This is a genomic window from Embleya sp. NPDC056575 (genome assembly GCF_042793325.1).
Lineage (GTDB): Bacteria > Actinomycetota > Actinomycetes > Streptomycetales > Streptomycetaceae > Embleya.
Genome location: NZ_JBHTVA010000006.1, coordinates 119,138 through 142,212, shown reverse-complemented (window position 1 = coordinate 142,212; position 23,075 = coordinate 119,138). Strand labels below are relative to the sequence as shown.

Below are 23,075 nucleotides of genomic sequence, written 5' to 3'. Positions count from 1 at the left end.
CGAAAGCGCCTTGCTCATCGACGAGTTGGCCGACCTACTCGCTCGCCATGCCCGGGCCGATCTGAGCACCCCGATCGAGGGTGTGCGGATCTTCAAGGCCGATCGGCCCACGCCTGCCTTCTCCACGACCTACGGGAAGGTCATGGCGCTCGTCGCTCGGGGCACCAAACAGTTCGCCCTGGGGGACCGGGTGTACGAATACCGGGCCGGTCAATACCTGATCTCCTCGATCGACCTGCCGGTGACGAGCCGGTTCATCCAGGACGACGACGCAACGCCAGGGCTTGGCGTAGGCATCGCCGTGCATCCGGCCGACGTCGCCGAAGTCCTGTTCCAAGCCCGCCCCGTCGATCTGCCGAAGATCCTCGACGGTACACCGCCGGGACTGGCCGTCAGCACCGCCCCGGTGTTGCTCCTCGACGCCGTCGTCCGGTTGTTGCGGCTGCTCGACCGGCCCCAGGACATCGGCGTACTCGCACCGATGGCCAAACGGGAGATCCTGTGGCGGCTCATCACCGGTGAACAGGGGTCCATCGTCCGTCAGTTCGGCCTGCCCGACAGTAGCCTCAACCACATCGCACGAGCGGTGCGGTGGATTCGCGACAACTACGCGGAGCCCTTCCGCGTCGAGGACGTGGCGCACCTGGCCGGTATGAGCGTGTCCGCGTTCCACCGCAGCTTTCAGACAGCCACGGCAATGAGTCCCATCCAGTTCCGGAAGCAGATCCGGCTCCAGCAGGCCCGATTGCTCCTTGTCTCCGACGCGCACGACATCGCCGGAGTCAGCCGCCGGGTCGGCTACGACAGCGCCTCGCAGTTCAGCCGGGAGTACCGGCGGCAGTTCGGTGCACCGCCCAGTCGGGACGCCACACGTCTGCGTGCCTTCGCGTCGACGTCCGCGTCCTGACTCCCGACCGGGATCCGTTCCGGCCGCTCGGCGAGCACACGCCGGGGAAGGTGGCCCGCCCGAGCCTCCATGCCCGCCCCCACGAGGCAGTGCGTCCTGGGGACCGATTGGGGACCACACGTCACGCACGAAACGACACAAAGATGGAGTTCGAACGTCGTATCGCACAGCGAGGGGCCCTGACCTGCAGAAGCACCTCATCTCTTTGACTACCGCACCCCCAGCTCCGGCGGCTGTCAACGGCCGGTCCTATCGCGGTCTTCGGCGATTTCCGTGAAGCGCGTCAATCCGCGAGGAGTATTCGGCGGCGTGGAAGATCGAGGCTCGCACGGCCGCAGGTTTGACGTGTACGCATCTTCGTCCTGTTCATGTGACCTGCCACCGCCCCGAGTTCCAGGACACCGCCAGGCCGTCCGTGACGGCGTCGAGGTCTTTGCGCAGGCCTTGGGCGAAGTGGGGGCAGCGCTCGCACAGTTCCTTCAGTTGTCGGCGGGCGGCTTCACCCTGCCGCTCGGGTCGGCCGATGATCCACCGGACGACCTCGCGGACGGGCGGCGGTGGAGGTGGCATGGGGCCGACGGCCCCGGACGGGGCACACGAACCGGGAGCAGCCGACGAGAGAACGTGGCGACGGCGTACTTCGCCTTCCAACAACGCCCGGACCAAGGGTTCGTCCTGTACGTGTCGTAACTCCCCCACCACGCCCCTCGCCACGGCCGGCCCGTACATGCGGGGCGGCGGTGCGCGGTGGTCGTGGGATCGGCGTCTGGTTCGTGTCGGATCCGGGTCGGGTTCACGGGGCATGTCGGGCGGGGCGGGCGGCTGCGCGGCCGGCGTACGCGCGCCCGGTCGGGCCCACGGCGGGGGCCGACCGGGTGGTGCGGTACGAGTTCACCCCCGGCTGACCCGTGACGCGCCCCGACCTCGAGACCTCACCACCTGCGTGCCCGCTCCCGCCCACGGGCCGGCCGTTCTCGCCGAGGCGGGCGCAGGGACGGGCGCAGAGACGGGCGGAAGGGGCGGGATGGGCGGCCGGCTCGGCACCGGACGCCGCCCCCCTCGCCGGCAGCGTCCACGCCGGAAGAGCGGCCACCGCCGCGAGAGCCGCACCCGTCCGCCGCAGTACCGAACGCCTTGGCACGTTGTCCGCGGAACCGAAGGACATCCTCACCCTCACTGGCCTCTCAGTGGCGCGTGATACTTCTCGAACACCCGGTAGAGCCCGAGCTGTGCGGTCCCGTACCCCTGCGCGCTCACGTCGGTTCCGTGGTAGCGGGCGAGCGTGCGCCTGCTGTCCTCCTCGGCGGTGTCGAGGCCGGGGCGCGCCACGCCGATCTCGTGGGCGCCCTCGATGAGGACCAGCGGAACGGTGCTCATGGTGTAGACCGTGTCTCCGTGGAGCCGTTGCCAGACAGCCCAGAGGCTCTCCTTGGCCGCGTCCATGAGGGTCCCGCCGATCAGCCCTTGCCGGATGGCGTGGTTGAGGACCCGGATCGCGGTCGCCGCGAAGATCTGGCCGGGCCCGGTGCTGCTGTCCTTCTTGGCGCTCATCCCGCCCGTGTAGTGGTTGACGACGAGTTCGTCGGCCACGCCGTCGACGGTGTTGAACGCCCCCAGCTCCCACATCAGCGGGCACTGGATCAGTGCCTTGCGCATCCGCAGGCCCCGAACGGGCGGCGGACGGCAGTCGAACGCCCTGCTCTCGGTTCACCTCAGCCGCTCGCGCAGGTCGGAGAGGACGTCCTCGGCCCGACCGCCGGTCAGCGGCCAGGCCGGTCCGAACGCGCGCCGCACCTCGTGAACGGGGTGCCGGAGCGAGCCCTCGTCCAAGCCGCTGTGTTCGCGAGCTGCTCCTCGAACTCCGCCAACCCCGCCCGCAGGCCCCGAACCTGCCGCATGTCCACACTCAACGGTCAAGTACGGCAAGACCTACCGAAGTACTGCCAGGTAACGGGGAAGAAACCCCAGCCCGCCGGCTCCGTCGGGAATCGGGACTGGGGTCTTTCCACGGTGCGAGCGCGGCCGGCCGGGTGGTGTCCTGGCCCGGTCCACCCGACCGACCCCGGTGCCGAACCGATCCCGAAGGGGCCAGATCATGACCGCGAAACCCGGGCCGCCCGTGGCGGACCGCCGGACCTTCCTGCGCACGGCAACCGCCGCGGCGGCGATCCCCACCGCGGCTCTCGCCACCGGCGCGCTCGCGGGCACGGCGCAGGCCGCGTCCGGCCCCGACCTCCCCGACTTCGCACCGGTGCCGGCCGCCGCGCAGGGTCCGGCGCTGAACAGCGCGGGCTACTTCGTCGGCCGTATCGACGGACACCTGTACTGGGTCACGGACGGCAACTACCAGGCCATGTTCCTCAGCACGCGGGAAGGCGTCGTCCTGGTCGACGCGCCGCCGACCATCGGCCACAACCTGCTGCGGGCGATCGCCGAGGTCACCCGGGCCAACGGCCGTCCGGCCAAGGTCACCCACCTGGTCTACTCGCACTCCCATGCCGACCACGCCGGAGCCTCGTCGATCCTCGGCAAGGACGTGGTCCGCATCGGGCACAGCGAATGCCGGCGCTTCCTGCTCCGCGCGAACGACCCCAATCGCCCTGCCCCGACCGTCACGTTCGAGGACCGGTACACGCTCCAGGTGGGCGGCGAGCGCCTGGAACTGGCCTATCACGGCCCGAACCATTCACCGGACAACATCTTCATCCACGCCCCGGCTCACCGGACGCTGATGGTGGTCGACGTCCTGTATCCGGGCTGGGTGCCGTTCAAGCACCTCGCCGTCTCACAGGACATCCCGGCCTGGCTGCGTGCGCAGCACATCACGATGGCCTACCCGTGGCGGACGCTGGTCGGCGGCCACCTGGGCCGGCTCGGGCAACGCGCCGACGGAGAGCTTCAACTCGCCTACATGGCCGACCTGGAAGCCTCCACACGGGCCGCGATGAACCTGGACCCGGCCCCGTACTTCGCGAAGTACGGCCCGACCGGCAACTCCTGGGCGATCTTCAAGACCTACCTGGACGCCGTCGCGGCGGCAGCGGCCGCGCCGGTCGTCGCGAAGTACACCGGAGTCCTGGCCGCTGCGGACGTATTCACGCTGGACAACGCGGGCACCTTGGTCGAGTCCTTCCGAATCGACGCCGGGATACTCGGCCCGTTCGGCACCCACCCGTGAGCCGGCCCACCGACCCCACCCCTTTCACACCCGAGAGCGGAGAATCCACGATGACGACCCCCACACCGGTCCTGTTCATCCACGGCCTGTGGCTGCACGCCTCGTCCTGGGACGCCTGGACCGAACTGTTCCGCGCCGAGGGCTACGCGCCGGCCGCACCCGGCTGGCCCGGCGACCCCGAGACCGTGTCCGAGGCGCGCGCGAACCCGGAGAGCATCGCCGACCACGGCATCGACGACGTCGTCGAGCACTACGCCGGCATCATCCGCGGACTGGACCGGCCGCCGATCCTGATCGGCCACTCCTTCGGCGGCATGATCGCCCAGAAACTCCTCGGGCAGGACCTGGCCGCCGCGGCCGTCGCCATCGACGCCGCCCAGATCAAGGGAGTCCTGCCGCTGCCGCTGTCGGCGCTGCGGTCCACCCTGCCGGTGTTCAAGAACCCGGCGAACCGACACCGCGCGGTGTCGCTCACCGCCGCACAGTTCCGCTTCGCGTTCGGCAACGCCGTGTCCGCGGAGGAATCCGACGCGTTGTTCGAGCGCTGGGCGATTCCGGCGCCCGGCAAGCCCCTGTTCGAAGCCGCAGCCGCCAACTTCAACCCCCACTCGCCGGCCAAGGTCGCCACCGGCAACGCCCATCGCGGACCCCTGCTGCTGATGACCGGCGGCAAGGACCACACCGTCCCGGAGTCCGTCACCCGCGCGACGCTCAAGCAGTACCGGCACTCGGAAGCCGTCACCGACATCAGCGACTTCCCCGACAAGGGCCACTCCCTGACCATCGACAGCGGCTGGCGCGAAGTCGCCGACACGGCGTTGGCCTGGCTACGCTCGCACTCCCTGTAGCCGGGCGTCCCCCGTTGAAGGAGCACGACATGGATCTCGGAATCGCCGGCAGGACCGCGGTCGTGACCGGAGCCGGCCGCGGCATCGGACTGGCCATCACCCGCGCCTTGGTCGACGAAGGCGCTCGGGTGGTGGCCGGATCCCGCGAAGTCACCGCCGAACTCGGGGAGCTCACCGCCGACGGCCGGGTCGTCGCAGTGGCGGTCGACCTCGCCGAACCCACGGGACCGGCCGAACTGATCGCCGCGGCCACCGCCGCGTTCGGCGGGCTGGACATCCTGGTCAACAACGTCGGCGCGGTCCGGCCGCGCACCGGGGGCTTCCTCACCGTGACCGACGACGACTGGGGCGCGACGCTGACCGTCAACTTCCTGGCGGCGGTCCGCACGACGCGGGCGGCCCTGCCGATCCTCCTCGGCCGGGGTGCCGGAAGCATCGTCACCGTCAGCTCCGTCAACGCCTTCCTGCCCGACCCACTGGTCATCGACTACGGCGCGGCCAAGGCGGCACTGTCCAACTTCTGCAAAGCACTGTCGAAGGAAATCGGCCCGCACGGTATCCGCGTGAACACCGTCAGCCCCGGCCCGGTCGCCACCGCGCTGTGGACCGGCCCGTCCGGCGTCGCGGCCACGGTGGCCCTGGCAGCGGGCGGCACCGCCGACGACGTGGCCAGGCAGGCCGCTGCCGACGCCGCCACCGGCCGCTTCACCCGACCGGAGGAAGTCGCCGACCTGGTCGTGTACTTGACCGGTGACCGCGCCGCGAACATCACCGGGTCCGACTTCACCATCGACGGCGGTCTCGTCACCACTTTGTGACGCATCCACGTCCAGGCGACCACCGTCCTTCCCATCCCACGGGAGCACACGTGAAGCTCACGCATGCCCTCATCCGCCGACCGATGCTCGCGGCCGTCGCCGCCGCCACCGTTTTCACCGCGGCAATCACCGTGGGTGTGGCCGAGCCCGCACCCGCGGCGGCCGCATCCGCGAAAGAACGCATACCGGCCGGCTTCACCGAACACAAAGCCGAACTCGGCGCGGTCGACCTCAACTACGTCATCGGTGGCCAGGGCCCGACCCTGGTGCTGATCCACGGCTACCCGCAGACCTGGTACGAGTGGCACGACATCCTGCCGGCCCTCGCCCGGCACTACACCGTCATCGCCCCCGACCTGCGCGGCGCCGGCAAGAGCGACGCCCCGGCGACCGGTTACGACAAGAAGACCATGGCCGACGACATCCACCGCCTGTTGGTCGCACTCGGGCGCGACCAGGACGTGCGGATCGTCGGCCACGACATGGGCACCATGGTCGCGTACGCCTACGCCGCCGCGCACCCCACCGACGTCACCAAGCTCGTGCTCAGCGAAGCACCCATCCCCGACCTGGGCGTATACCAGTTCCCCGCGCTGACCGCCGACGGCCCGGGCGTGTGGAACTTCGGGTTCTTCAGCGTCGCCAACGGCCTGCCCGAAGCCATGATCCGCGGCCGTGAACAGACCTGGACCGACCGCTTCATCGACCAACTGGAGTTCCACAAAGGATCGGTCACCGCGCACGAGGTCGCCGTGTTCGCCCGCTACCTGAAGGACCGCGACCGGCTCAACGGCAGCCTGGCGTGGTTCCGTGCCTTTCCGCAGGACATCAGGGACAACGCCGAGTACGTCAAGACTCCGCTCACCATGCCCGTGCCGGCCATCGGCGCCGACCACAGCCTGGACGACACTTTGGAGAAGCAGGCGATCCGATACGCGACGAACGTCACCGGCAAGGTCGTCGGCGACTCGGGCCACTGGATCTACGAGGAACACCCCGCCGAACTCACCGGCATCCTGCCGGCCTTCCTGAACAGCGGCCCGTGAGTTCGCGGACGCTCCGGGTCCCGCGGCGGCAGTGTCCCCCGCCCGCGACCGTGCCGGGGATCGCCACGTCCGGCCCCTCACGCGTCCGCGGCCCCGTCGGCGAGGACGGACTTGAGCTGTCGTCGCGAGGTGATGCCGAGCCTGCGGAAGACCTTGTTGAGGTGGTACTCGACGGTCGACGTCGTGATGAACAACCGGGCGGCGATCTCGGTGTTGGTGGCCCCGCCGGCCGCCAGTTCCGCGACCCGGCGCTCCTGTGGGGTCAGACCGAGCCCGCCCCGGGCATCCCGCTTCCCGGCGCGCTCACCGGTGGCCAGCAGTTCGACGCGGGCACGCTCGGCGAACCCCGCCGCACCCATCCCCGCGAACATCTCGTACGCCGTGCGCAGTTCGGCACGCGCCTCGCCGCGCCGCCTGCGCCGACGCAGCCACTCGCCGTACAGCAGACGCGAGCGCGCCAGTTCGGTCGTCACCCTCGTCCGGCCGAGCAGCTCCACGGATTCGAGGTACAGCGCCTCGGCGTGGTCGTCGTCGGCCATCAGCGCGCGGCAGCGGGCCAGCAGACCCAGCGCCCAGGGAGTACCCGCTACCGGTGCGCGCTCCTCCAGACGGACCAACGCGTCCTTCGCGGCGCGATGGTCGCCGCAGCGCACGCCGGCCTCGACGACGTCGTGCGCCACCCGGGCCGCCGTGCTGCAGTTGTCCTTCGCGAAGGTGATCCGCGCCAACGCCAGCGCCTCGGCGTACCGTCCGTGACCGATCTCCAGCACGGTGAGGCAGTTGCGGGCCCAGTCACCGAACGCGTCGTGGTCCTTCTCGGCAACCCAGTGCCGCATGATCAAGTCGGCAGCGGCCCGGGTCTCCGCCTCACGGCCACTCCAGGCCAGCAGGTCGATCCGGTGGGCCGGGCCCAACCGCGGCAACCCGACGAGCGCGGCAAGCTCCTCGGACTCGTCGATACAGGCCGCCGCAGCGGCGAAGCGGCCGGCACGTTGCTCCCACGTGGATCGCACCAGCAGCGTCGTCCACAACGCACTGAGCGCGCCGCTGCCGCGTTCGTGTTCTTCGAGCCGCCTGTTCGCCGCGTATCCGCCCGCGTCGTCCCACAGCTCGTCCGCGGCATAGCCGACGAGCACGGCGAGCGGCAGGCCGTCCTCGACGATGTCGGGGCCCCCGCACAGGACGTCCAACGCTCGGCGCAGGATCGGGACGGACGCCGGGTGGCCGACATGCACGCGTACGGCGAGCCCCTTGAGCAGGAGGTCCTCGGCGGTCGAGGGCTCCGGCCGCATCGCGGGTGAGCCCAGCACGGCACCACCGAACTCCCGAGGTGCGAGGGAGCCGTGATTGCCGAGCAGCATCGCGTGCATGCCTTCGAACAACATCTTTCGGGCCAGCGCCGGTTCGGCGTCGGCGATCAAGCGGGCCGCGTCCAGGAGGAGGGGTGGGAGGCCGGCGATGCGGGCGAAGCACAAATCGATGGTTGCTCCGGCGCGAACCGCGCGCGCGTGCAGGATCGGGTCGCCGGGGCCGAGAAGTGGCATGGCCCGATCGAGAATGGCCCGCGCCGCGTCCGGATCCCCGGCGACGAGATACGCGCGCGCCGCCTCGATCAGGCGCGCGGGCCGGCCGGCCGCGGACAGTTGCGCGGCCCGTGCGAGGAGCGCCGCCTGCTCCGCGTACCCGCCGCGGACCCGGACTCGCTCCGCGGCGGCGGCCAACTCCGCGGCCACCTCGTCGTCCAGCCCGATGGTCGCCTCTGCCCGGTGCCAGGCCCGGCGGACCGGGTCGCGAGCCGGATCGCTGAGCGCGGCGAGCGTCTCGTGCACGCGGCGCCGATCCGCGGCGTCCGCGCCCCGATAGACGGCAGAGCGAATCAGGGGGTGCCGGAATCCGGTGGGGTCGTCGGGAGCGAGGATGCCGGCGGAGACCGCGGCGTCCGCGGCCTTGGCGGGGATGCCGAGAACACCGGCCGCGCGCCACAGCAGCAACGGGTCCTCGGGCGACGCGGCGGAGAGGAGGAGCAGGAGCGCTCGGGTCTCGGCGGGCAGGGCGCCGACCCGGTGTGAGAAGTGGGATTCGAGGCGGGCGCCCACCGGGAGCGGCGCGTGCAGCGGCGTCGTACCCGCCAGATGCTCCGGTGCCAGGGTGCCGGCGATCTCGATCAGGGCCAGCGGGTTGCCGCCGGTTTCGGCGACGATCCGGGCGGCCATCGCCGGGGCGAGGCGCCCTGGAACAGCCGCCCTGAGCAGGGTCCCCGCGTCGGGTCCCGGCAGTCCGTCGAGCCGGAGGGCGGCGATGCCGTCGAACGGGCCGGGGGCCGCGGGCTCGTCGCGGCCGGCCAGGATCAGGCCGATGGCGTCGGCGTGCAGGCGACGTGCGACGAACGTGAGCGCGTCGGACGACTCGCGGTCCAGCCACTGCAGGTCGTCGACCAGGCACAGCAGCGGCTGCTCCGCCGCCGCTCCGGCCAGCAGCGTGAGGCAGGCCATGCCGACGAGGTACCGGTCGGCGGGTGGACCGGCGAACATGCCGAACGCCGAGCCGAGCGCCTCGCGTTGTGGAGCCGGGAGCGCGCCGAGGCCGGTCAGCAGAGGACGAAGCAGGCGGTGCAGCGACGCGAAGCCGAGGCGGTCCTCCGACTCGACTCCGGCGGTCCTGACGACGCGGAGGTCCCCGGCGGTCTCGGCCACCCGGTCCAGCAGTCGCGTTTTGCCGACGCCGGGCTCGCCGGCCAGCACGAGTGTGCAGCTGCGCCCGTCTCGAACCCCGGCCAACAGGGCAGCGACATCGGCGAGTTCGCCGTGCCGCCCGGTGAATGGGGCGGGACGGGCACGGGAACCTACCCACAGCGGTGTCGTCACCGCTCCAGCCAAGCACCGGCCTCCCTGGGGGACCCTAGGGGCGGACCCTAGTACCGCAACCGTGCTTGATTCGACGAGGCGGCTGCCTACGGGCGATGGCCTCGTTGTTCGTAGTGGCCGATGCGGGCTCGGTAGCGGGCTCGTCGTCGCCATCGAAACCGGTGCCGGTGCGGACGAAGTCCGGGACGATGTTCCGGAGTTCGTGGTTGACCGCCTTGGCGACCGGCGACGCCCGGTACCGGCACGTCGCCCTCGGCAACGGCCACCCAAGCCCACCTGACCGTGCGCTCCGTGCGCGAACTCGAAAGGGGCCCGGCGGGGCCGGGGACAACTCGTCCCGCCGAGCTTGCCCGAGCTGCGGCCGCGGCCCACCCCTTCTTGGGCTCCAACGACGACACCAAGCCGCACATGTCTGCCACACCAAGGTCCCACCCATGACCGGACCGACGGCCACCACGACCACACCTCGCGGCAACCGCCCTGCGATACCGGTTCGCGAGGCCGCGCCTATGCCCGGCGGACGCCCAATGCCTCGCCGAGTTGCCTGCGCGAGGAGATGCCGAGCTTGGTGTAGATGTTGGACAGGTGGTACTCGATGGTCTTGTGGCTCACGTAAAGCTCCGCCGCGGCCTCTTGATTGGTCCGACCCCCAGCGATGAGATGCGCCACCGACAACTCTCGTTCGGTCAGGACCGGCCGCCGGTCGAGACCCTCGGCGGGGGCGCCGAGTCCGACGGCCGACAGGTCCGCGGCGCAGCGCCGCAGGAACGGGTCCGCCCGCAGTGCGCCGAAACGGCCGTGCGCCGTCGTGAGCCACTTCGCGGCCTCGCGGCGGGGCGCGGATCCGGTGGCCGACAGGGTTCTGCCGTACGACTGCTCGAGCATCGCGCGGTAGAGGGGCGCGCTGTCCGCGGCGCCGGAGGAGCCCACCGCCCGCTCGTAGATCGCCAGGGCGTCGCGGGGACGACCCTGGGCTTCGGCGAGGACACCCGAGAGCCTGGCCACGACGATCCCGAGATAGCCGGTGCCGTCGTAGCCCTCGTGGAGTTCGCGAAGCGCCCGCGCCGCGGCCGTGAGCTGTCCGGTGCCGGTCAACGCCTCGACCAGCAGGGACTGTTGCCACAGCCAGAAGGGCTTGAACCGGAGCTGGATCCCGTCGTCTTCGGTGCGGGATGCGCGCTCGAACAGTGGTTCGAGCGCGCGCAGCATGGCCGGGTGGTCGGCCCGCGCCTGGGCCAGCGTTGCCGCCGCCAGCGACAGGTACACGATCTCCACGGGGGAGCCGAGGGCCCGGGTGAGCCGCGAGAGGACCTCGACGTGTGTGTCGGCCGCGTCCCACTGCCCGCGGCCGGCCTGCACACAGACTGCGGCGAACCGCGCCGCCGAGTCACCGATCCGCTGGTCCTGGGCGGCCGCGATCGCCAGCGCGCGGTCCACGGCGGACTCGCCGGCGTCCCAGTCGCCGTCGAGATAGTCCACCACCGACATGAGCGAGAGCGTCAGGGAACCGAGCTTCGACCCGGCACCTTGCCGGTCGCGCCTTGCGACCGTCGCCAGATCGGCACGGGCCGAGGCGAGTTCCCCCAGGAACAGGCGCAGGACACCGCGCGTGGCCAGCGTGTCGAGCTGGTGGTCCGGCACCGTGGAGCTCTCCGCGGGCAGGTGCGCCACATCCCGCAGGGCCGCGCGCGGCCCGCGGTCCCAGAGCCGGCCCGTCGCCAAAACCGCGCGGGTGAAGTCCGTCGTGGCGGGGTCGAGATCGCCGATCGCCAGGGTCCGCCGGGCGATCTCCACGGTCTCGGCACCGCGGCCGTTGCGGAGCATGATGTTGGCCAGGAAGGTGCCGGCGAGCACCGCCACCCAGTCGGCCTCCGGCTCGGTAAGCGCCGAGCGCCAGGCCTCATTCAGCAGGGCCTCGCCGGACGGGAACCGACCGGCCGTCATGTCCATGACGCCCAGCACACAACTGCGCAGCGGCCCCGGCGTGCAGTCCTCGACCTGGGGCCGCAGTTTGGCGGCGGTGACCGGCTGCATGGTGAGGAGCGACTGGGCGCAGGCGGTCAACAGCCGCCGTTCGCGGTCGTCCCGATGCTCGGACAGGGCGGACGCCCACAGCAGGCGCGTCGCCGCCAAGGCGTTCCGGCCGTTCGACGCCTCGTGTGTCCCGGACTGCTCGAGCTCGTCGGCGAGCTGCGGATCCGCGCCGGTCGCCGCCGCAACCCGGTGCGTCCACGCCGCGGCCGTATTGACCAGGGCCACGGCACCCGCGTGCAGCGCGCGGCGACGCTCAGGGCCCATCGCGTCGTACACGGCGTCGCGTTGCAGGGCGTGGACCAGCCCGACGGGGCTGTGCGGTTCGGCCGGCCACCACTGCGCGAGTCCGACCGCCAGCGCCGGGCCGAGTGCGCGGGTCGGGTCCTCAAGTGCGGCGAGTCGGGCGACTGTCGCGAGCGGAACACGCATGTCCAGCACCGCCATCGCCTCCAGCAGTTGCACGGATTCGGTGGGAAGGCGGTCGACTTGGGCGCGGATCCCGACCTGGAGCGAGCGGGGCACCGGCCACCGCTCGAACGCCTCGTCGCGGAGCGTGTCGACAGGAACCTCGGCCAACACCGTGCGGAGGTAGAGGGGGTGCCCGCGGGTGTAGGCGTGCAGCCGGCGAACCAGGGCCGGAGCCAACCGCGCGTCGATCAACGAGCTTGCCAACCGAGCCACATCGCCGTCGTCGAGCCCATCCAACGCGATCCGCACGGCGCGGTCCGACGACCGCACCATCCGGTCCGGCACACCGGCCGAGCCCTCGGTGTCGGGGCGGGTGGCCAGGACCGTCAGAACCCGGTCCGCCCACAGCCGACGTATGACGAACCCCAGCGTCTGCACGGACAGGGTGTCCGCCCACTGGAGGTCGTCGACCACCACCGCCACCGGCCCCATGTCCTCCTGCAGTACGCCCAGCAGAAGCAGCAACTGTCCGCCGACGGCATGCGCGGGCCCGCCACCCGTTTCCTGCGCGAGCAAGGGGAACCGCCCGACGAGCTTCGGGTCCAGGCGCCGCGTCAACTGCCCGACGATGCCACCCGGCAGGTCGCTCTCCGACGGATCACCGGTGGCCCACAGGAGTGTGAAGCCGGTCAAGTCGGCGCTGAACCGGCGAATGAGAGCGGTCTTCCCGATGCCGGCCTCGCCCTCGACGACGGCGAGCCACGACTCGCCGCGTCGCGCCTTGTCCGCGCATTCGTCGAGACGCCGCGACTCACGGACGCGGCCGACGAACAACCCGGCACGGCTCTCATTGTGCACGCCACCGGCATCCACGGGGTCCCTCATGTCCTGACCTCCAGGGCCGAAGTGGTGACATTCGCTTCGCGATGGCGTCGCCGCAGTGTGAATGAACGGCACCTTAGAGGATGGGCGGCATGATCCGCCGGACAGCACCCGAGCCGGGTCCTGACGGTACGTCAGATTCGGTGGTGACGGAATGCAAGTCCGTGATCATGTGCGGGTGTCGAGTGTGAACGAAACCGGTTCGCGCGGACATGGGGGTAGCGTCGGCGGTGTGAGGGACACCGGTGTCGTGTCCGATACCGCCGGCCGCCGACCTGTTCGCTTGCCACACCCAGGGGCGGCCCCTGTTGGTGTCAGAGCCACATGGATTCGTACGCCGACACCTGCTTCAGGTCGAACTCGCCGACCGGGATCTCCGCCGCCAACAGCGGCTCCTGCGGCCGGCCAGCTTCCCGCGACCCAAGCGGCTGGGTTATCTGGGTGGTGCTCAAGGATTCTTGCAAGGCTGCTGTTCAGGGCGCTGCGGACGCGTCGGGAAGGCGGTTGAGGGCGCCCCGGCCCAGGCAGCCTGCTCTTGGAGGTAACTCACTGTCCTGTTGGAGCGGTGCTTCCATAGGATCGCGTCATGACTGCCGATGCCCCGCTCACCCGAGAGTCGTTCCGGCGCCTCCACGCGATCAACACGCCCCGGCCGGTGTCTCAGTTGCCGGATCGTGTCTGGACCGACGGGGACTGGGAGCGGATCCAGCGTGGATGTCGAGCCCGGGACATGGATGAGAAGTGGAACGTCTTCGTCGAAGGCGATCTCCTTTTCATGCACCGGAGTTGGACCGGGCACGGCATCTATGAAGCATCCTTTGCCCCGGTGATCGGTGGTGGGGTGAGGATCATCTCCGCCGTGGTGGAGAGCGATCGGGAGAATTATCGGGGCATGGGCGACGAGTACGACCGTCTGATGATGGAGCTGATCATCAGCGCGATCGTCCTCGGTGAGCCGGCCGCGGACCTCCGGGCCGGACTCGTGGAGCGGATGGCACGGGCTTCGGGAAAGAGCGATCTTCCCTCGGGTGTGGTGGAGCACAGTGCTCTGGGATTGCGCTCTGGATCGTAGGTTCCTTCGCCTGGCGAGGGCCGTCACGGGGGCCATGCGACTGGATCACGCGTTGCAGGCGCAGGATCTCGCCGTGCGCGGCGGCGGCCGTCGCGCTGTGGGCTGTTGATCACGGTCCAGGTCGGGGAGATCGCTGGTGCACAGGTCACGTCAGTGGCTGTTCGAGAGGATCCGCCGGGCTCAGCGCGAGCAGGGGTTGTCGGGGCGGGAGCTCACCGCGCGGAGAACGAGCCGCGGAAAGCGCCGAACGCTCCCACTCCGCATTGATCCCGGCCCCCGGCCCCGGCTCCCGGTCCCGGCTCCTGTACCGCCGGCCCTTCCAGGGTCTCCCGAGGGTTCGCGCGCCGTTCTCTCACCTTATTTCCGACCCAACGCATCCGCCGGTTCGGAGAGTTGGCGAACCTGCCCCACGGTCAGGTGCCGCACGTCCCACAAGAGGGCGGCGGTATCGACCACCTTCGCCGGAATCGGGCGCTGCGGGTCCGGGTGATGCACACCGGTCAACGACACCAGGACGCCGACCGGCACACCGAGTACGGCTGCGAAGCCGTCGAGAAGGTCGGCGTCCGGTTGCCGCTCTCCACGCCCCACCCGGCCGATGGTCGACGCTGCCCGATAGACCCCGGACATCGAATACATCACCTCCGCTCCCGAAGCCCAGTCCAGATTACGGAGGGCAAACATCTCCACCAGGAGGCCACCGAATCCCGGGGGATACTCCTCGTAAGGTTGCGGCTTCCTGCGGGCAAGCGCCTGCCACAGCACGGGCATGGACCGGGCATCGTCACGCAGTCGCCGCCGGTCGGCCTCCGACGGCGAGAGGGCCCGTTGCACCAGCTGGGACAGCACGCCACCGGCCCCGTCATCGAAGAACCACGCCTCTTCCGGCAAAGCCACGCCCGCGACGAGGAAGAGATCATGGCGGTGCAGCCCGAGTCGCTCTGCGAGCCGTTCGAGGTACTCCTCGGTCGGTGGCCATGCCACGGAAAACGAGGGCGGCTCACTCGCGGGAGGCCCGACCCCTTCCGAACAGCCGCCACCCTGGCACCACCGCGCAAGACGCGCCACGAGGACGTCGGGCTCGGGATACATCGGAGAACTCATCACCACCGCCACCTGGAGAGGACGCCGGGCGCCCGCCGATGAAGCTTTGCCAATTTAGCGGCCCGAAGCATCGGGGTAATACCTCCGGACGCTGTCGGCGAAATTCCCGCCGTGTCTCCGGAAGACCGTGCGGGTGACATCCGGAAAGGGGGTGAATCCCGCCGAATCCTCTGGGCGGTAGTGACCGGAAAAGTTGCGAATCTCAAAGATCGCACCACTCTCGTCGACCTTGAATGTGCCTGCCGTGAGCACACCCTGAGGCATGACCGAGCCGGCCGCCGAGACCGCCGTTGACCAGGCATGCCGGCTTCTGCGTCTGCCGACCGTCCGCACCGAGTTCCGCGAGACAGCCGCGAACGCAGCCAAGGTCCGCAGGACCTGCCTCGGGTATCCGGGCGAGCTACTGCCGGCCGAGTGTAACGAGCGCGCCCGCCGCCGATCGGACCGCCGGATCAAGGCTGCCGGGTTCCCGCGCGAGAAGTCGCTGCGCACCTACAAGTTCGACGCCAACCCCAACGTAGACCCGGCCGTGGTCCACACCCTCGCCAAATGCGAATGGGTCAAGAAGGGTCGGCCGCTGTGCCTGATCGGCGACAGCGGCACCGGCGAATCCCACCTGCTTATCGCCCTCGGCACCGAGGCTGCGATGGCCAGCTACCGGGTCCGCTACACACTCGCCACCAAGCTCGTCAACGAACTCGTCGAAGCTGCTGACGACAAGCAGCTCACCAAGACCATCGCCCGCTACGGCCGCGTCGATCTTCTCTGCATCGACGAGCTCGGCAGCGACGGCAGTTTCACTGATCGAAAAGGCGCCTTGGCAAGTCGACGGTGGCGCGTAGGCGTGGGTTCCGGTTGAGGTATCCGCTTGTACACGGGAAACCGCAGACGGCAAGACCCCCTAGCATCGCTTCATGATGAACATGGAATCGTCGGCACCGGCGCGGTGCAGCTGATGGGCTATCTGCTTCTCGCGCTCATTGCCGCCTTAGCCTCCCTCATTCTTGCCGTCACCGGACTTTCCGCTCTTATCCGTCATTCCACCGGAAGGCCCGGCAAGCAGAACGTACTCTTCGGTGCCGCCTCTCTCCTAGGCGCCGTCGCAGCGGCGTTCTTCACCGCAGGCTTCCTGGCGGTCGGATCTGCGATCCTGGATTCCACCGACGGCGGCACGAACTCCGGCCCACCCCAGGCTTGCGTCAACGCGGGCGGAGCGAACAAGGCGATGCACGTCAACGGCATCGAAGGAAGCATCCTGCCGTTCGGCTTCACGTGCACCACCCCGGACGGAGGCGGCTTCCGAGCCGACGAAATCCCCAGGTATCTGACCCTCGGTGCGTACGGTCCCGGGTTCGCCGCGGTGGCGATGTTCATCCTCGCGACCGCCCGCCGGGAGGCACCTGCCCCGAGTGGCCCCGGCAGGGCGCTCCGGTAGGCGGTTCGAGAATGTAGGGACGATCCGCGGCAACCATCGCGATCGTCCCGGTCACGATCGTCATGTGGTATGAGCCACATCCGCCCGGAACACCTCGTCGCTCACCGGCTCGTGGCGGATCCCTCGTAGCCGCGACCTCTTCCGTGGCTGCGGCCGAACCGACTCCCGACGCGGCCTTACGCCAACGCTGCCCGCGCCCCGAGCACGGTGCCCCATCCCGGGCCGGCCCGAGCCGACATCCGTCAGACGAGGCAGAACTCGTTTCCTTCCGGGTCCGTCATCACCACGTGATCGGGTCTGCCCTGCACTTCGTCCTCGTGGACGACGGTGGCACCCGCGGCGGTCAATCGCGCCACCGCCTCCACCACACGTGGCCACCGCACCTCCCACGGCGTCTCACGACCGCCGCCGACCTGCACGTCCAAGTGCAACCGGTTCTTCGCCGCCTTCGGCTCCGGGACCTTCAGGAACGAAAGGTTGGGACCCACCCCGTCCGGATCCGAGAGATAGGCACCCTCGTCCCACTCGTCCTCCGGGATTCCGTGATGGGCGAACCATTTCTCCCAACTCCCAAACCCCGTGGGCGCCGGCTTCTCCACATAGCCCAACGCCAGCGCCCAAAACCCGGCCAGCTCCGCCGGTCGCGCACAGTCGATCGTCAAGCTCCACGCGGTCGCCATACGGTCCTCCCCGATCAGGACTAATTTGTACGTGTATGAGGGCCGATCCGCCCCACGCACACCACGCCCTGTTCACGGGTGTAGTCCGCCCAGTGCATCCGAGGGGACCCCGGACGACCCCAAACTCACATGAGCCGCCATCCGTACCAACCTGCGGGCGACGACCCACGACGGCACGGGAAACCACCGCAGCCGACCCGCGTGTGACGTGATCGTCCGCGAACTCTCCCACATCTTTATTTTGCCGGGAGCGAATGTAGACCCGTGAGCGGGGGACTCGACGCACCACCGTCTGAAATCGCCTCGGAAGCCCTCGGTGGTCACAGCCCGCGCAAACGCGTCCAACGCCAGCAGAACCCCGTGACCAGCACAGACACGGCCCGAGCCTTTAGGCGTACAAGGCTGTGTGCAACACACCCGGGCATTCTCAACGAAACCGCCACACCCCCAGGTCAGGCCCCACAGCCCTCACCCGGACAGCCACACCCACACACCAACCACCACTACGAAGTCGCACGGGTCGAGGCTCCGACCGGGCGGGGGTTGTTGCGGTGGGCATGGCGCCGACCGCTGTGGTTTGTTGCGCGTGGTCCCGAACGTGGTTCATGGGTGTGTCGCCCAGAGGTGGACCTTTCCGTGGTGGCCGACGGCGAGAGTGCCGCCGTCCGGGCTGAACGTCAGCGCTGTAACTCTCGCGGATTTGTCGGCCATGGTCAGCAGTTGTTCGTCCGTGTGGGCGTCGCGGATGATGACCACACCGCTTTCGTCGCCGGACGCCAGCACGTGGCCGTCGGGGCTGTATGCCAGCGATGTGACCGGGCGGAGGTGTCCGGTGAGGCGCCGGTGTTGTTTGCCGGTGTGTGCCTCCCAGACGTGGACGACGGGATCGCCCGAGGGGCCTGGGTGCCATACGGCGGCGAGTTGGCGGCCGTCGGGGCTGTACGCCAGCCGGGTGAGCGACAGGTTGTCGCGGTCTTCTCCGGTGAGCCGCCGGCGGCGTGGTTTGCGGGTGTGGAGGTCCCAGATGCATACGCTCCCGTTGGCGTCCCGGGTGGCGAGCACTTGACCGTTCGGGCTGAGCGCTGTCGGGCCCGTGGCGGCGGCAAGGCCCGAGAATCGGCCCGGGGGGCCGGAGAGATCGGGCATGGTCTTGCCCGTCCGTGTGTCCCACAGGCGACACTCGCCGTAGGTGCCGATGACGAGGATGCGGCCGTCCGGGCTGAACACCACGGTGTTGACGGTCCTGGTGTATCCGGTGAGTCGTCCGTGTGGCGTGCCCGTGTGCGGATCCCACAGCCGGATGCATTCGTCGCCGTCACTCGCGGCTAGGGTGTGCCCGTCGGGGTGGAAGGCCAGGGCGTGGACGCGTCCGGTCCCATTCAGGAGATGCAGTCGTTCACCGGTGAGCGGGTCCCAGAGTTGCACCTCCCCCTGTGAGTCGCCCGCCGCGACTGTGCGGCCGTCCGGGCTGAACGCCACCGCGTCCACGGACGCGACGGTGGTGTTCTTCGTGAGGGTGCGGCGCAGTTCGTAGTCGAGCCCTGTGGCGCCGGGCGCCACGCGGGGAGATGTGACAGTGGGGGCCGTGGATGTGGGTCGTCGGTGACGTCGGATGCCCTGGTTGTGATCGTCGGGTGTCGTCGCCGTGTGGTCGGACACTCCGCCGGGGTTGTGCCTGGTCGCTGCAGACCGGGGCGAAGGATCGTCGGCCGAGGTTGCGGACCTGTCGGGGGCCGGTGCGCGGTGTGTGGTGAGCCGGGTCAGCCGCTCGCCGACCTCGAGCGCTGAGGCGGGGCGGTGTTCGGGGTCCTTGGCCAACAGGGCCAGTACGAGGTCGTCGAGTTCGGTGGGGACTCCGGCGCGCACGGCGCCGGGCGGTCGCGGCGCGCGGCGCAGGTGGGCGTTCATCATGGAGACCGGTCCCGTGGCGTCGAACGGCGTGTTGCCGGTGAGCAGTTCGTGCAGGACGCAGCCGAGGGAGTACAGGTCCGAGCGGGTGTCGCCGGGCTGCTCGTCGAACCGTTCGGGCGGCATGTAGGCCAGTGTTCCCATGACCCTGCTGGAGTGGTGGGTGCTCTCGACGTATCGGGCGATGCCGAAGTCGAGGACCTTGACGTCGCCGGTCGTGGTGAGCATGAGGTTCGCGGGCTTGAGGTCACGGTGCACCACGCCCGCGCCGTGCGCTGCCCCAAGCGCCGTGGCGGCGCGCGCCGCCCAGTCGACGGCGGTGGCCACCGGCGGCGGCCCGTCCTCGGACAGCACGCTCGCCAGGTCACGGCCGGTGAGGAACTCCATGACCAGGAACAGCGTTCCCTCGCCCGGGTCCTGACCCAGGTCGTACACGGTGACCACACCGGGATGGTTCAGGCCACCGGCCACCCGCGCCTCACGAAGGAACAACGCCGCGCCGGAGGTGTCCCGGACATCGTGCGCCAGCAGCTTGACCGCCACCCGCCGTTCGATCACGCGGTCCCGCCCTTCCCACACCTCCCCCATTCCACCACGACCGACGAACCGCACCAGTTCGTATCGACCGGCCAGAACCCGCGCGACCATCCGCCCCCGAACACGACCGCGGCGCCCTGCTATCCGACGCCCATCCCTCCCTGCCCCGACCAGGCGCACCGCCGGAACCCTTCCGGGCGTGGCCCGCGCCCGCGAAATCAGCGCATCGAAGCCACACACCGACGACACTCCTCCCGCATCGGCCCGGAATGCAACCCCATGTGGCGCACCGCAAGAGGCGACCCCGTCCCTCCGCCCATGGGTCTTCCCAACGAAACCGACCATCCGTCCCAGATCCTGCAAAGCGGATGTGTCTGAAAGTTCGTGTAAGTCCGTGATGTGAAGGATGGGTTGGGGTACCTTCCCGGATCCCGGCCCTTCCGGAACGGGCAGTCATGACCCAGATCGAATACCCACAGCCCACCGGTGGTCCGTCGCCTGCGGACACGGACGCGATGGTGGACGAGGCCGTCGAGCGGTTGATGGACCGCGCGGACGCCTCGGGTGCGGCCCTGTTGGGCGAGGGCGGCCTGTTGACCGAGATCACCCGGGCGGTCCTGGAGCGGGCCCTGGACGCGGAGATGACGGAACACCTCGGCTACGAGCGTCACGATCCCGCAGGTCGTGGTTCGGGGAACTCGCGCAACGGCACCTCGCCCGAGACCGTGCTCACCGACGCGGACGAGGTGACGATCGCGGTCCCGCGCGACCGCAACGGCGATTTTGAACCTGCCCTGGTGCCCCGGCACGCCCGCCGGTTGGCGGGGTTCAACGAGCGGATTCTCTCGCTCTACGCGCGCGGGATGAGCGTGCGCGACATCCGTTCCCACCTCGCCGGCGTCTACGGCGTCCAGGTGAGCCCGGACCTGATCTCGCGGGTGACCGACGCGGTCGCCGACGAACTCGCCCGCGTGGCAGAACCGCCCGCTGGACCCGGTCTGGCCGATCCTCTACATCGACGCCCTGTGGGTCCGGATCCGCTCCGGATCCGTCGTGAACCGCCCGGTGTTCGTCGCCGTCGGAGTCGACATGGACGGCCGCAAGGACGTCCTGGGGCTGTGGGTCGGCGCCGAGGGCGAGGGCGCCACGACCTGGATGGCCGTGCTCTCCGAACTACGCAACCGAGGCATCGAGGACGTGTGCATCGTTGCCTGCGACGGGTTGAAGGGCCTGCCCGAGGCGGTCACCGCGACCTGGCCGAAGGCGACGGTCCAAACGTGTGTGATCCACCTGATCCGGGCGTCGCTACGATTCGCCTCGAGGAAGGATCACACCAAACTCGTCACCGCCCTCAAGGCGATCTACACGGCCCCGACCGAGCAGGCCGCCGAGCAGGCCATGAACGAGTTCGCCGCCTCCGACCTGGGAACTCGTTACCCGGCGATCGTCCAGACCCGGCATCGGGCCTGGCCCGAGTTCGTCCCCTACCTCGCCTTCCCGCCGGACATAAGGAAGGTCGTCTACAGCACGAACATGATCGAGTCGATGAACGCGCGCCTGCGCAAGGCCACCCGCAACCGTGGGCATTTCCCCACGGAACAGGCCGCGCTCAAGGTCCTCTACCTGGCGGTTCGCGAACAGATCGAACCATGCGCACGCGACGTGAACCTGGTCGCGCCACACTGGAAGAACGCCCTCAACGCCTTCGCGCTCTTCTTCGAAGACCGCCTCAGCGTTCAGTAACCACCACCCCAGGACTTACACAAAGACGCTGACACGCCCGAACGACGACTCGGGCGTCGGCCGTAACCCGGATCCTCGTGCAGATCTCGACAGCACGCGACGCTTCGGAATCCCGAGGGCGCGACGAGGGCCTCAGCGGGCGGGTGTCCCGTCCCGGCGCAGTGGTGGTCCCAGAATGTGGTGCACGTTGTGTTCGATCGTGTCGAGGAGTTCGGTGCCGAACACGCAGAGGGTGTGTTCCCAGGGGTGTCCGAAGGTGCCGAATCGGAGGTCCTGTGCGAGGAGGATGTAGTAGTCGCCGTCGGGGTATGGGCCGAGGGGTCAACCCTCGCGGGAGCGTTGTTCGAGTACGCGCGGCAGGAACATGTCGGTCTCGGGGACGTCCGGGCGCAGGCCGTAGCAGGTGTGTTGCCAGTCCGGGATCCACAGCGACTCGCCCGGCCCGCAACGGTCGGCGAGCCCGTCCTGGACGACGTCGACCAGGCGGTCGAGGTTGTGCTCGCGGGGGTCGTCGTGCAACGTGTCCTGGTTCCATGTGGTCGACGGCGAGGGCTCGGTGATCCCCGGGAACTCGCACACGCCGGGTCTGAAGGCGAACCGGGCATCGAAGCGATCACAGACGTCGGAGTATTCGGCGCCGGACAGGCGGCGCAGGCGTTCGGCGGTCACCGGGCGAACCTATCGTCGCGTTGTCGGCGTACGCCCTGGCTTCGTGGGTGATGACGAAGAGCGTTTGATGTCGGGTTTCGGCAGTGGATGTTGGTTTGGCCGAGTGGAGATGTCACCGAGTTCCGAGAGCGGGCGTCGGCATGGTGATGCCTCGGTATATGTGCCCGAGGGCTGCGTGGTCGGAGCCCGTATGGTCCTGGCATGACACGTGAGTTCGATATGGTGCGGTCGCTCGCTGCGGGTGTCGAAGGCCGTTGGGGTGCCTGGGAGTTCATCCGCGGGTTCGTTGCGAACTGGTCGGAGGCGCTCGGTGACGACGACGGCTGGGGCGAGGCGGATCTCGTGGCCGCGGAGGAGAGGCTCGGCGTCCGGCTGCCGCCGGCGCTTCGCGAGGCGTATGTGTTGTTCGGCCGTCGTCGGGACCTGACCGGCAACCATGACGTCCTGCTCGGTCCGTCCGAGCTGTATGTGGACGAGACCAAGGAGGCACTGGTCTTTCGGCATGAGAACCAGGGGGCCGCTTCCTGGGGGATCCTCCTCGGTACGCCGGCGGACGACGACCCCGCCGTCTTCATCAAGGCCGACTTGGCCGACAAGGCTGCCGAACGCTGGGAGCCCTGGTTGGAGCGGCTGTCCCTGTGCTTCATTGAAATCGTACTGTCGGAATCCGTCCAGGCCGATGGCGAACTCTGCGACTTCCTGTGCGACTTCGACGACCACGGCGTCGAGGTGCTGGAACGGAACTGCACTCGACTGCCCTTCCCGGCCTATCCGATGGGCGAGGAAGAGCACGGCACCCGCTGGTTCCTCGGCCGTGACGTGCTCCTGCGTGACGACGACGGCACGGATCTCCTGGTCCGCAGCCGCACCGAAGCAGCCCTCGACGCAATACGCGACCTGCCCCCGGGCGATTGGCTGAACGACTCCCGGTAGATCACGTTC

General features: G+C 69.5%; 17 protein-coding genes and 3 pseudogenes. 10 read left to right on the top strand and 10 right to left on the bottom strand.

Going from position 1 to position 23,075, the window contains the following annotated elements; genetic code table 11:
* The first annotated feature begins 10 nt into the window (after positions 1-10).
* Positions 11-907: an AraC family transcriptional regulator N-terminal domain-containing protein gene (locus tag ACFRCG_RS06695; RefSeq protein ID WP_380029655.1), complete on the top strand. Its 897-nt coding sequence runs from the start codon at positions 11-13 to the stop codon at positions 905-907.
* A gap of 366 nt (positions 908-1,273) precedes the next feature.
* Here ACFRCG_RS06695 and ACFRCG_RS06690 read toward each other — a convergent pair whose 3' ends face one another.
* From ACFRCG_RS06690 to ACFRCG_RS06680, 3 genes are all read right to left on the bottom strand, one after another.
* On the bottom strand, positions 1,274-1,477 hold the full coding sequence (locus ACFRCG_RS06690; protein WP_380029474.1) for a hypothetical protein: 204 nt from the start codon (positions 1,475-1,477) through the stop codon (positions 1,274-1,276).
* A 603-nt stretch (positions 1,478-2,080) separates the two neighbouring features.
* Positions 2,081-2,563: a hypothetical protein gene (locus ACFRCG_RS06685; protein ID WP_380029472.1), complete on the bottom strand. Its 483-nt coding sequence runs from the start codon at positions 2,561-2,563 to the stop codon at positions 2,081-2,083.
* Between the two features lie 51 nt (positions 2,564-2,614).
* Positions 2,615-2,737, bottom strand: a complete 123-nt coding sequence (locus ACFRCG_RS06680; protein WP_380029470.1) for a hypothetical protein — start codon at positions 2,735-2,737, stop codon at positions 2,615-2,617.
* A 265-nt stretch (positions 2,738-3,002) separates the two neighbouring features.
* On the opposite strand from ACFRCG_RS06680, the gene ACFRCG_RS06675 reads away from it, so the two are divergent.
* Genes ACFRCG_RS06675 through ACFRCG_RS06660 form a run of 4 tightly spaced genes read left to right on the top strand, consistent with a single transcriptional unit; the run spans position 3,003 to position 6,797 of the window.
* Positions 3,003-4,085: an MBL fold metallo-hydrolase gene (locus tag ACFRCG_RS06675; protein ID WP_380029468.1), complete on the top strand. Its 1,083-nt coding sequence runs from the start codon at positions 3,003-3,005 to the stop codon at positions 4,083-4,085.
* Between the two features lie 50 nt (positions 4,086-4,135).
* Positions 4,136-4,933, top strand: coding sequence for an alpha/beta hydrolase (locus tag ACFRCG_RS06670; protein ID WP_380029466.1), 798 nt, complete (start codon positions 4,136-4,138; stop codon positions 4,931-4,933).
* A 29-nt stretch (positions 4,934-4,962) separates the two neighbouring features.
* A complete protein-coding gene (locus tag ACFRCG_RS06665) occupies positions 4,963-5,751 on the top strand; it encodes an SDR family NAD(P)-dependent oxidoreductase (protein ID WP_380029464.1) in 789 nt (262 codons plus the stop codon).
* 50 nt (positions 5,752-5,801) lie between these two features.
* Positions 5,802-6,797, top strand: a complete 996-nt coding sequence (locus ACFRCG_RS06660; RefSeq protein WP_380029461.1) for an alpha/beta fold hydrolase — start codon at positions 5,802-5,804, stop codon at positions 6,795-6,797.
* 77 nt (positions 6,798-6,874) lie between these two features.
* On the opposite strand, the gene ACFRCG_RS06655 is transcribed toward ACFRCG_RS06660, so the two are convergent.
* The 3 genes from ACFRCG_RS06655 to ACFRCG_RS06645 all read right to left on the bottom strand — a co-directional run bounded on the left by ACFRCG_RS06655 (position 6,875) and on the right by ACFRCG_RS06645 (position 13,437).
* Positions 6,875-9,814 (bottom strand): AAA family ATPase, encoded by a 2,940-nt coding sequence (locus ACFRCG_RS06655; protein ID WP_380029459.1) that lies wholly within the window; start codon positions 9,812-9,814, stop codon positions 6,875-6,877.
* 354 nt (positions 9,815-10,168) lie between these two features.
* Positions 10,169-12,988, bottom strand: coding sequence for an AAA family ATPase (locus tag ACFRCG_RS06650; protein ID WP_380029457.1), 2,820 nt, complete (start codon positions 12,986-12,988; stop codon positions 10,169-10,171).
* 311 nt (positions 12,989-13,299) lie between these two features.
* Positions 13,300-13,437: a hypothetical protein gene (locus ACFRCG_RS06645; protein WP_380029455.1), complete on the bottom strand. Its 138-nt coding sequence runs from the start codon at positions 13,435-13,437 to the stop codon at positions 13,300-13,302.
* Positions 13,438-13,571: 134 nt separating this feature from the next.
* On the opposite strand from ACFRCG_RS06645, the gene ACFRCG_RS06640 reads away from it, so the two are divergent.
* Positions 13,572-14,057 (top strand): hypothetical protein, encoded by a 486-nt coding sequence (locus ACFRCG_RS06640; protein WP_380029453.1) that lies wholly within the window; start codon positions 13,572-13,574, stop codon positions 14,055-14,057.
* Between the two features lie 357 nt (positions 14,058-14,414).
* On the opposite strand, the gene ACFRCG_RS06635 is transcribed toward ACFRCG_RS06640, so the two are convergent.
* Complete coding sequence (locus ACFRCG_RS06635; RefSeq protein ID WP_380029451.1) at positions 14,415-15,149, bottom strand: hypothetical protein; 735 nt, start codon at positions 15,147-15,149, stop codon at positions 14,415-14,417.
* A gap of 274 nt (positions 15,150-15,423) precedes the next feature.
* On the opposite strand from ACFRCG_RS06635, the pseudogene ACFRCG_RS06630 reads away from it, so the two are divergent.
* Positions 15,424-15,945: pseudogene (locus tag ACFRCG_RS06630) on the top strand (ATP-binding protein); the annotation flags it as partial.
* 171 nt (positions 15,946-16,116) lie between these two features.
* Positions 16,117-16,596 (top strand): hypothetical protein, encoded by a 480-nt coding sequence (locus tag ACFRCG_RS06625; protein WP_380029448.1) that lies wholly within the window; start codon positions 16,117-16,119, stop codon positions 16,594-16,596.
* 242 nt (positions 16,597-16,838) lie between these two features.
* Here ACFRCG_RS06625 and ACFRCG_RS06620 read toward each other — a convergent pair whose 3' ends face one another.
* Both ACFRCG_RS06620 and ACFRCG_RS06615 read right to left on the bottom strand, forming a co-directional pair.
* Positions 16,839-17,276, bottom strand: coding sequence for a VOC family protein (locus ACFRCG_RS06620; protein ID WP_380029446.1), 438 nt, complete (start codon positions 17,274-17,276; stop codon positions 16,839-16,841).
* A 603-nt stretch (positions 17,277-17,879) separates the two neighbouring features.
* Positions 17,880-19,772, bottom strand: a complete 1,893-nt coding sequence (locus ACFRCG_RS06615) for a WD40 repeat domain-containing serine/threonine protein kinase (RefSeq protein ID WP_380029653.1) — start codon at positions 19,770-19,772, stop codon at positions 17,880-17,882.
* A 464-nt stretch (positions 19,773-20,236) separates the two neighbouring features.
* Here ACFRCG_RS06615 and ACFRCG_RS06610 point away from each other — a divergent pair.
* Positions 20,237-21,464: pseudogene (locus ACFRCG_RS06610) on the top strand (IS256 family transposase).
* A 132-nt stretch (positions 21,465-21,596) separates the two neighbouring features.
* On the opposite strand, the pseudogene ACFRCG_RS06605 reads toward ACFRCG_RS06610, so the two are convergent.
* A pseudogene (locus tag ACFRCG_RS06605) lies at positions 21,597-22,133 on the bottom strand (DUF2716 domain-containing protein).
* 201 nt (positions 22,134-22,334) lie between these two features.
* On the opposite strand from ACFRCG_RS06605, the gene ACFRCG_RS06600 reads away from it, so the two are divergent.
* Complete coding sequence (locus ACFRCG_RS06600) at positions 22,335-23,066, top strand: SMI1/KNR4 family protein (protein ID WP_380029444.1); 732 nt, start codon at positions 22,335-22,337, stop codon at positions 23,064-23,066.
* Positions 23,067-23,075 lie beyond the last annotated feature (9 nt).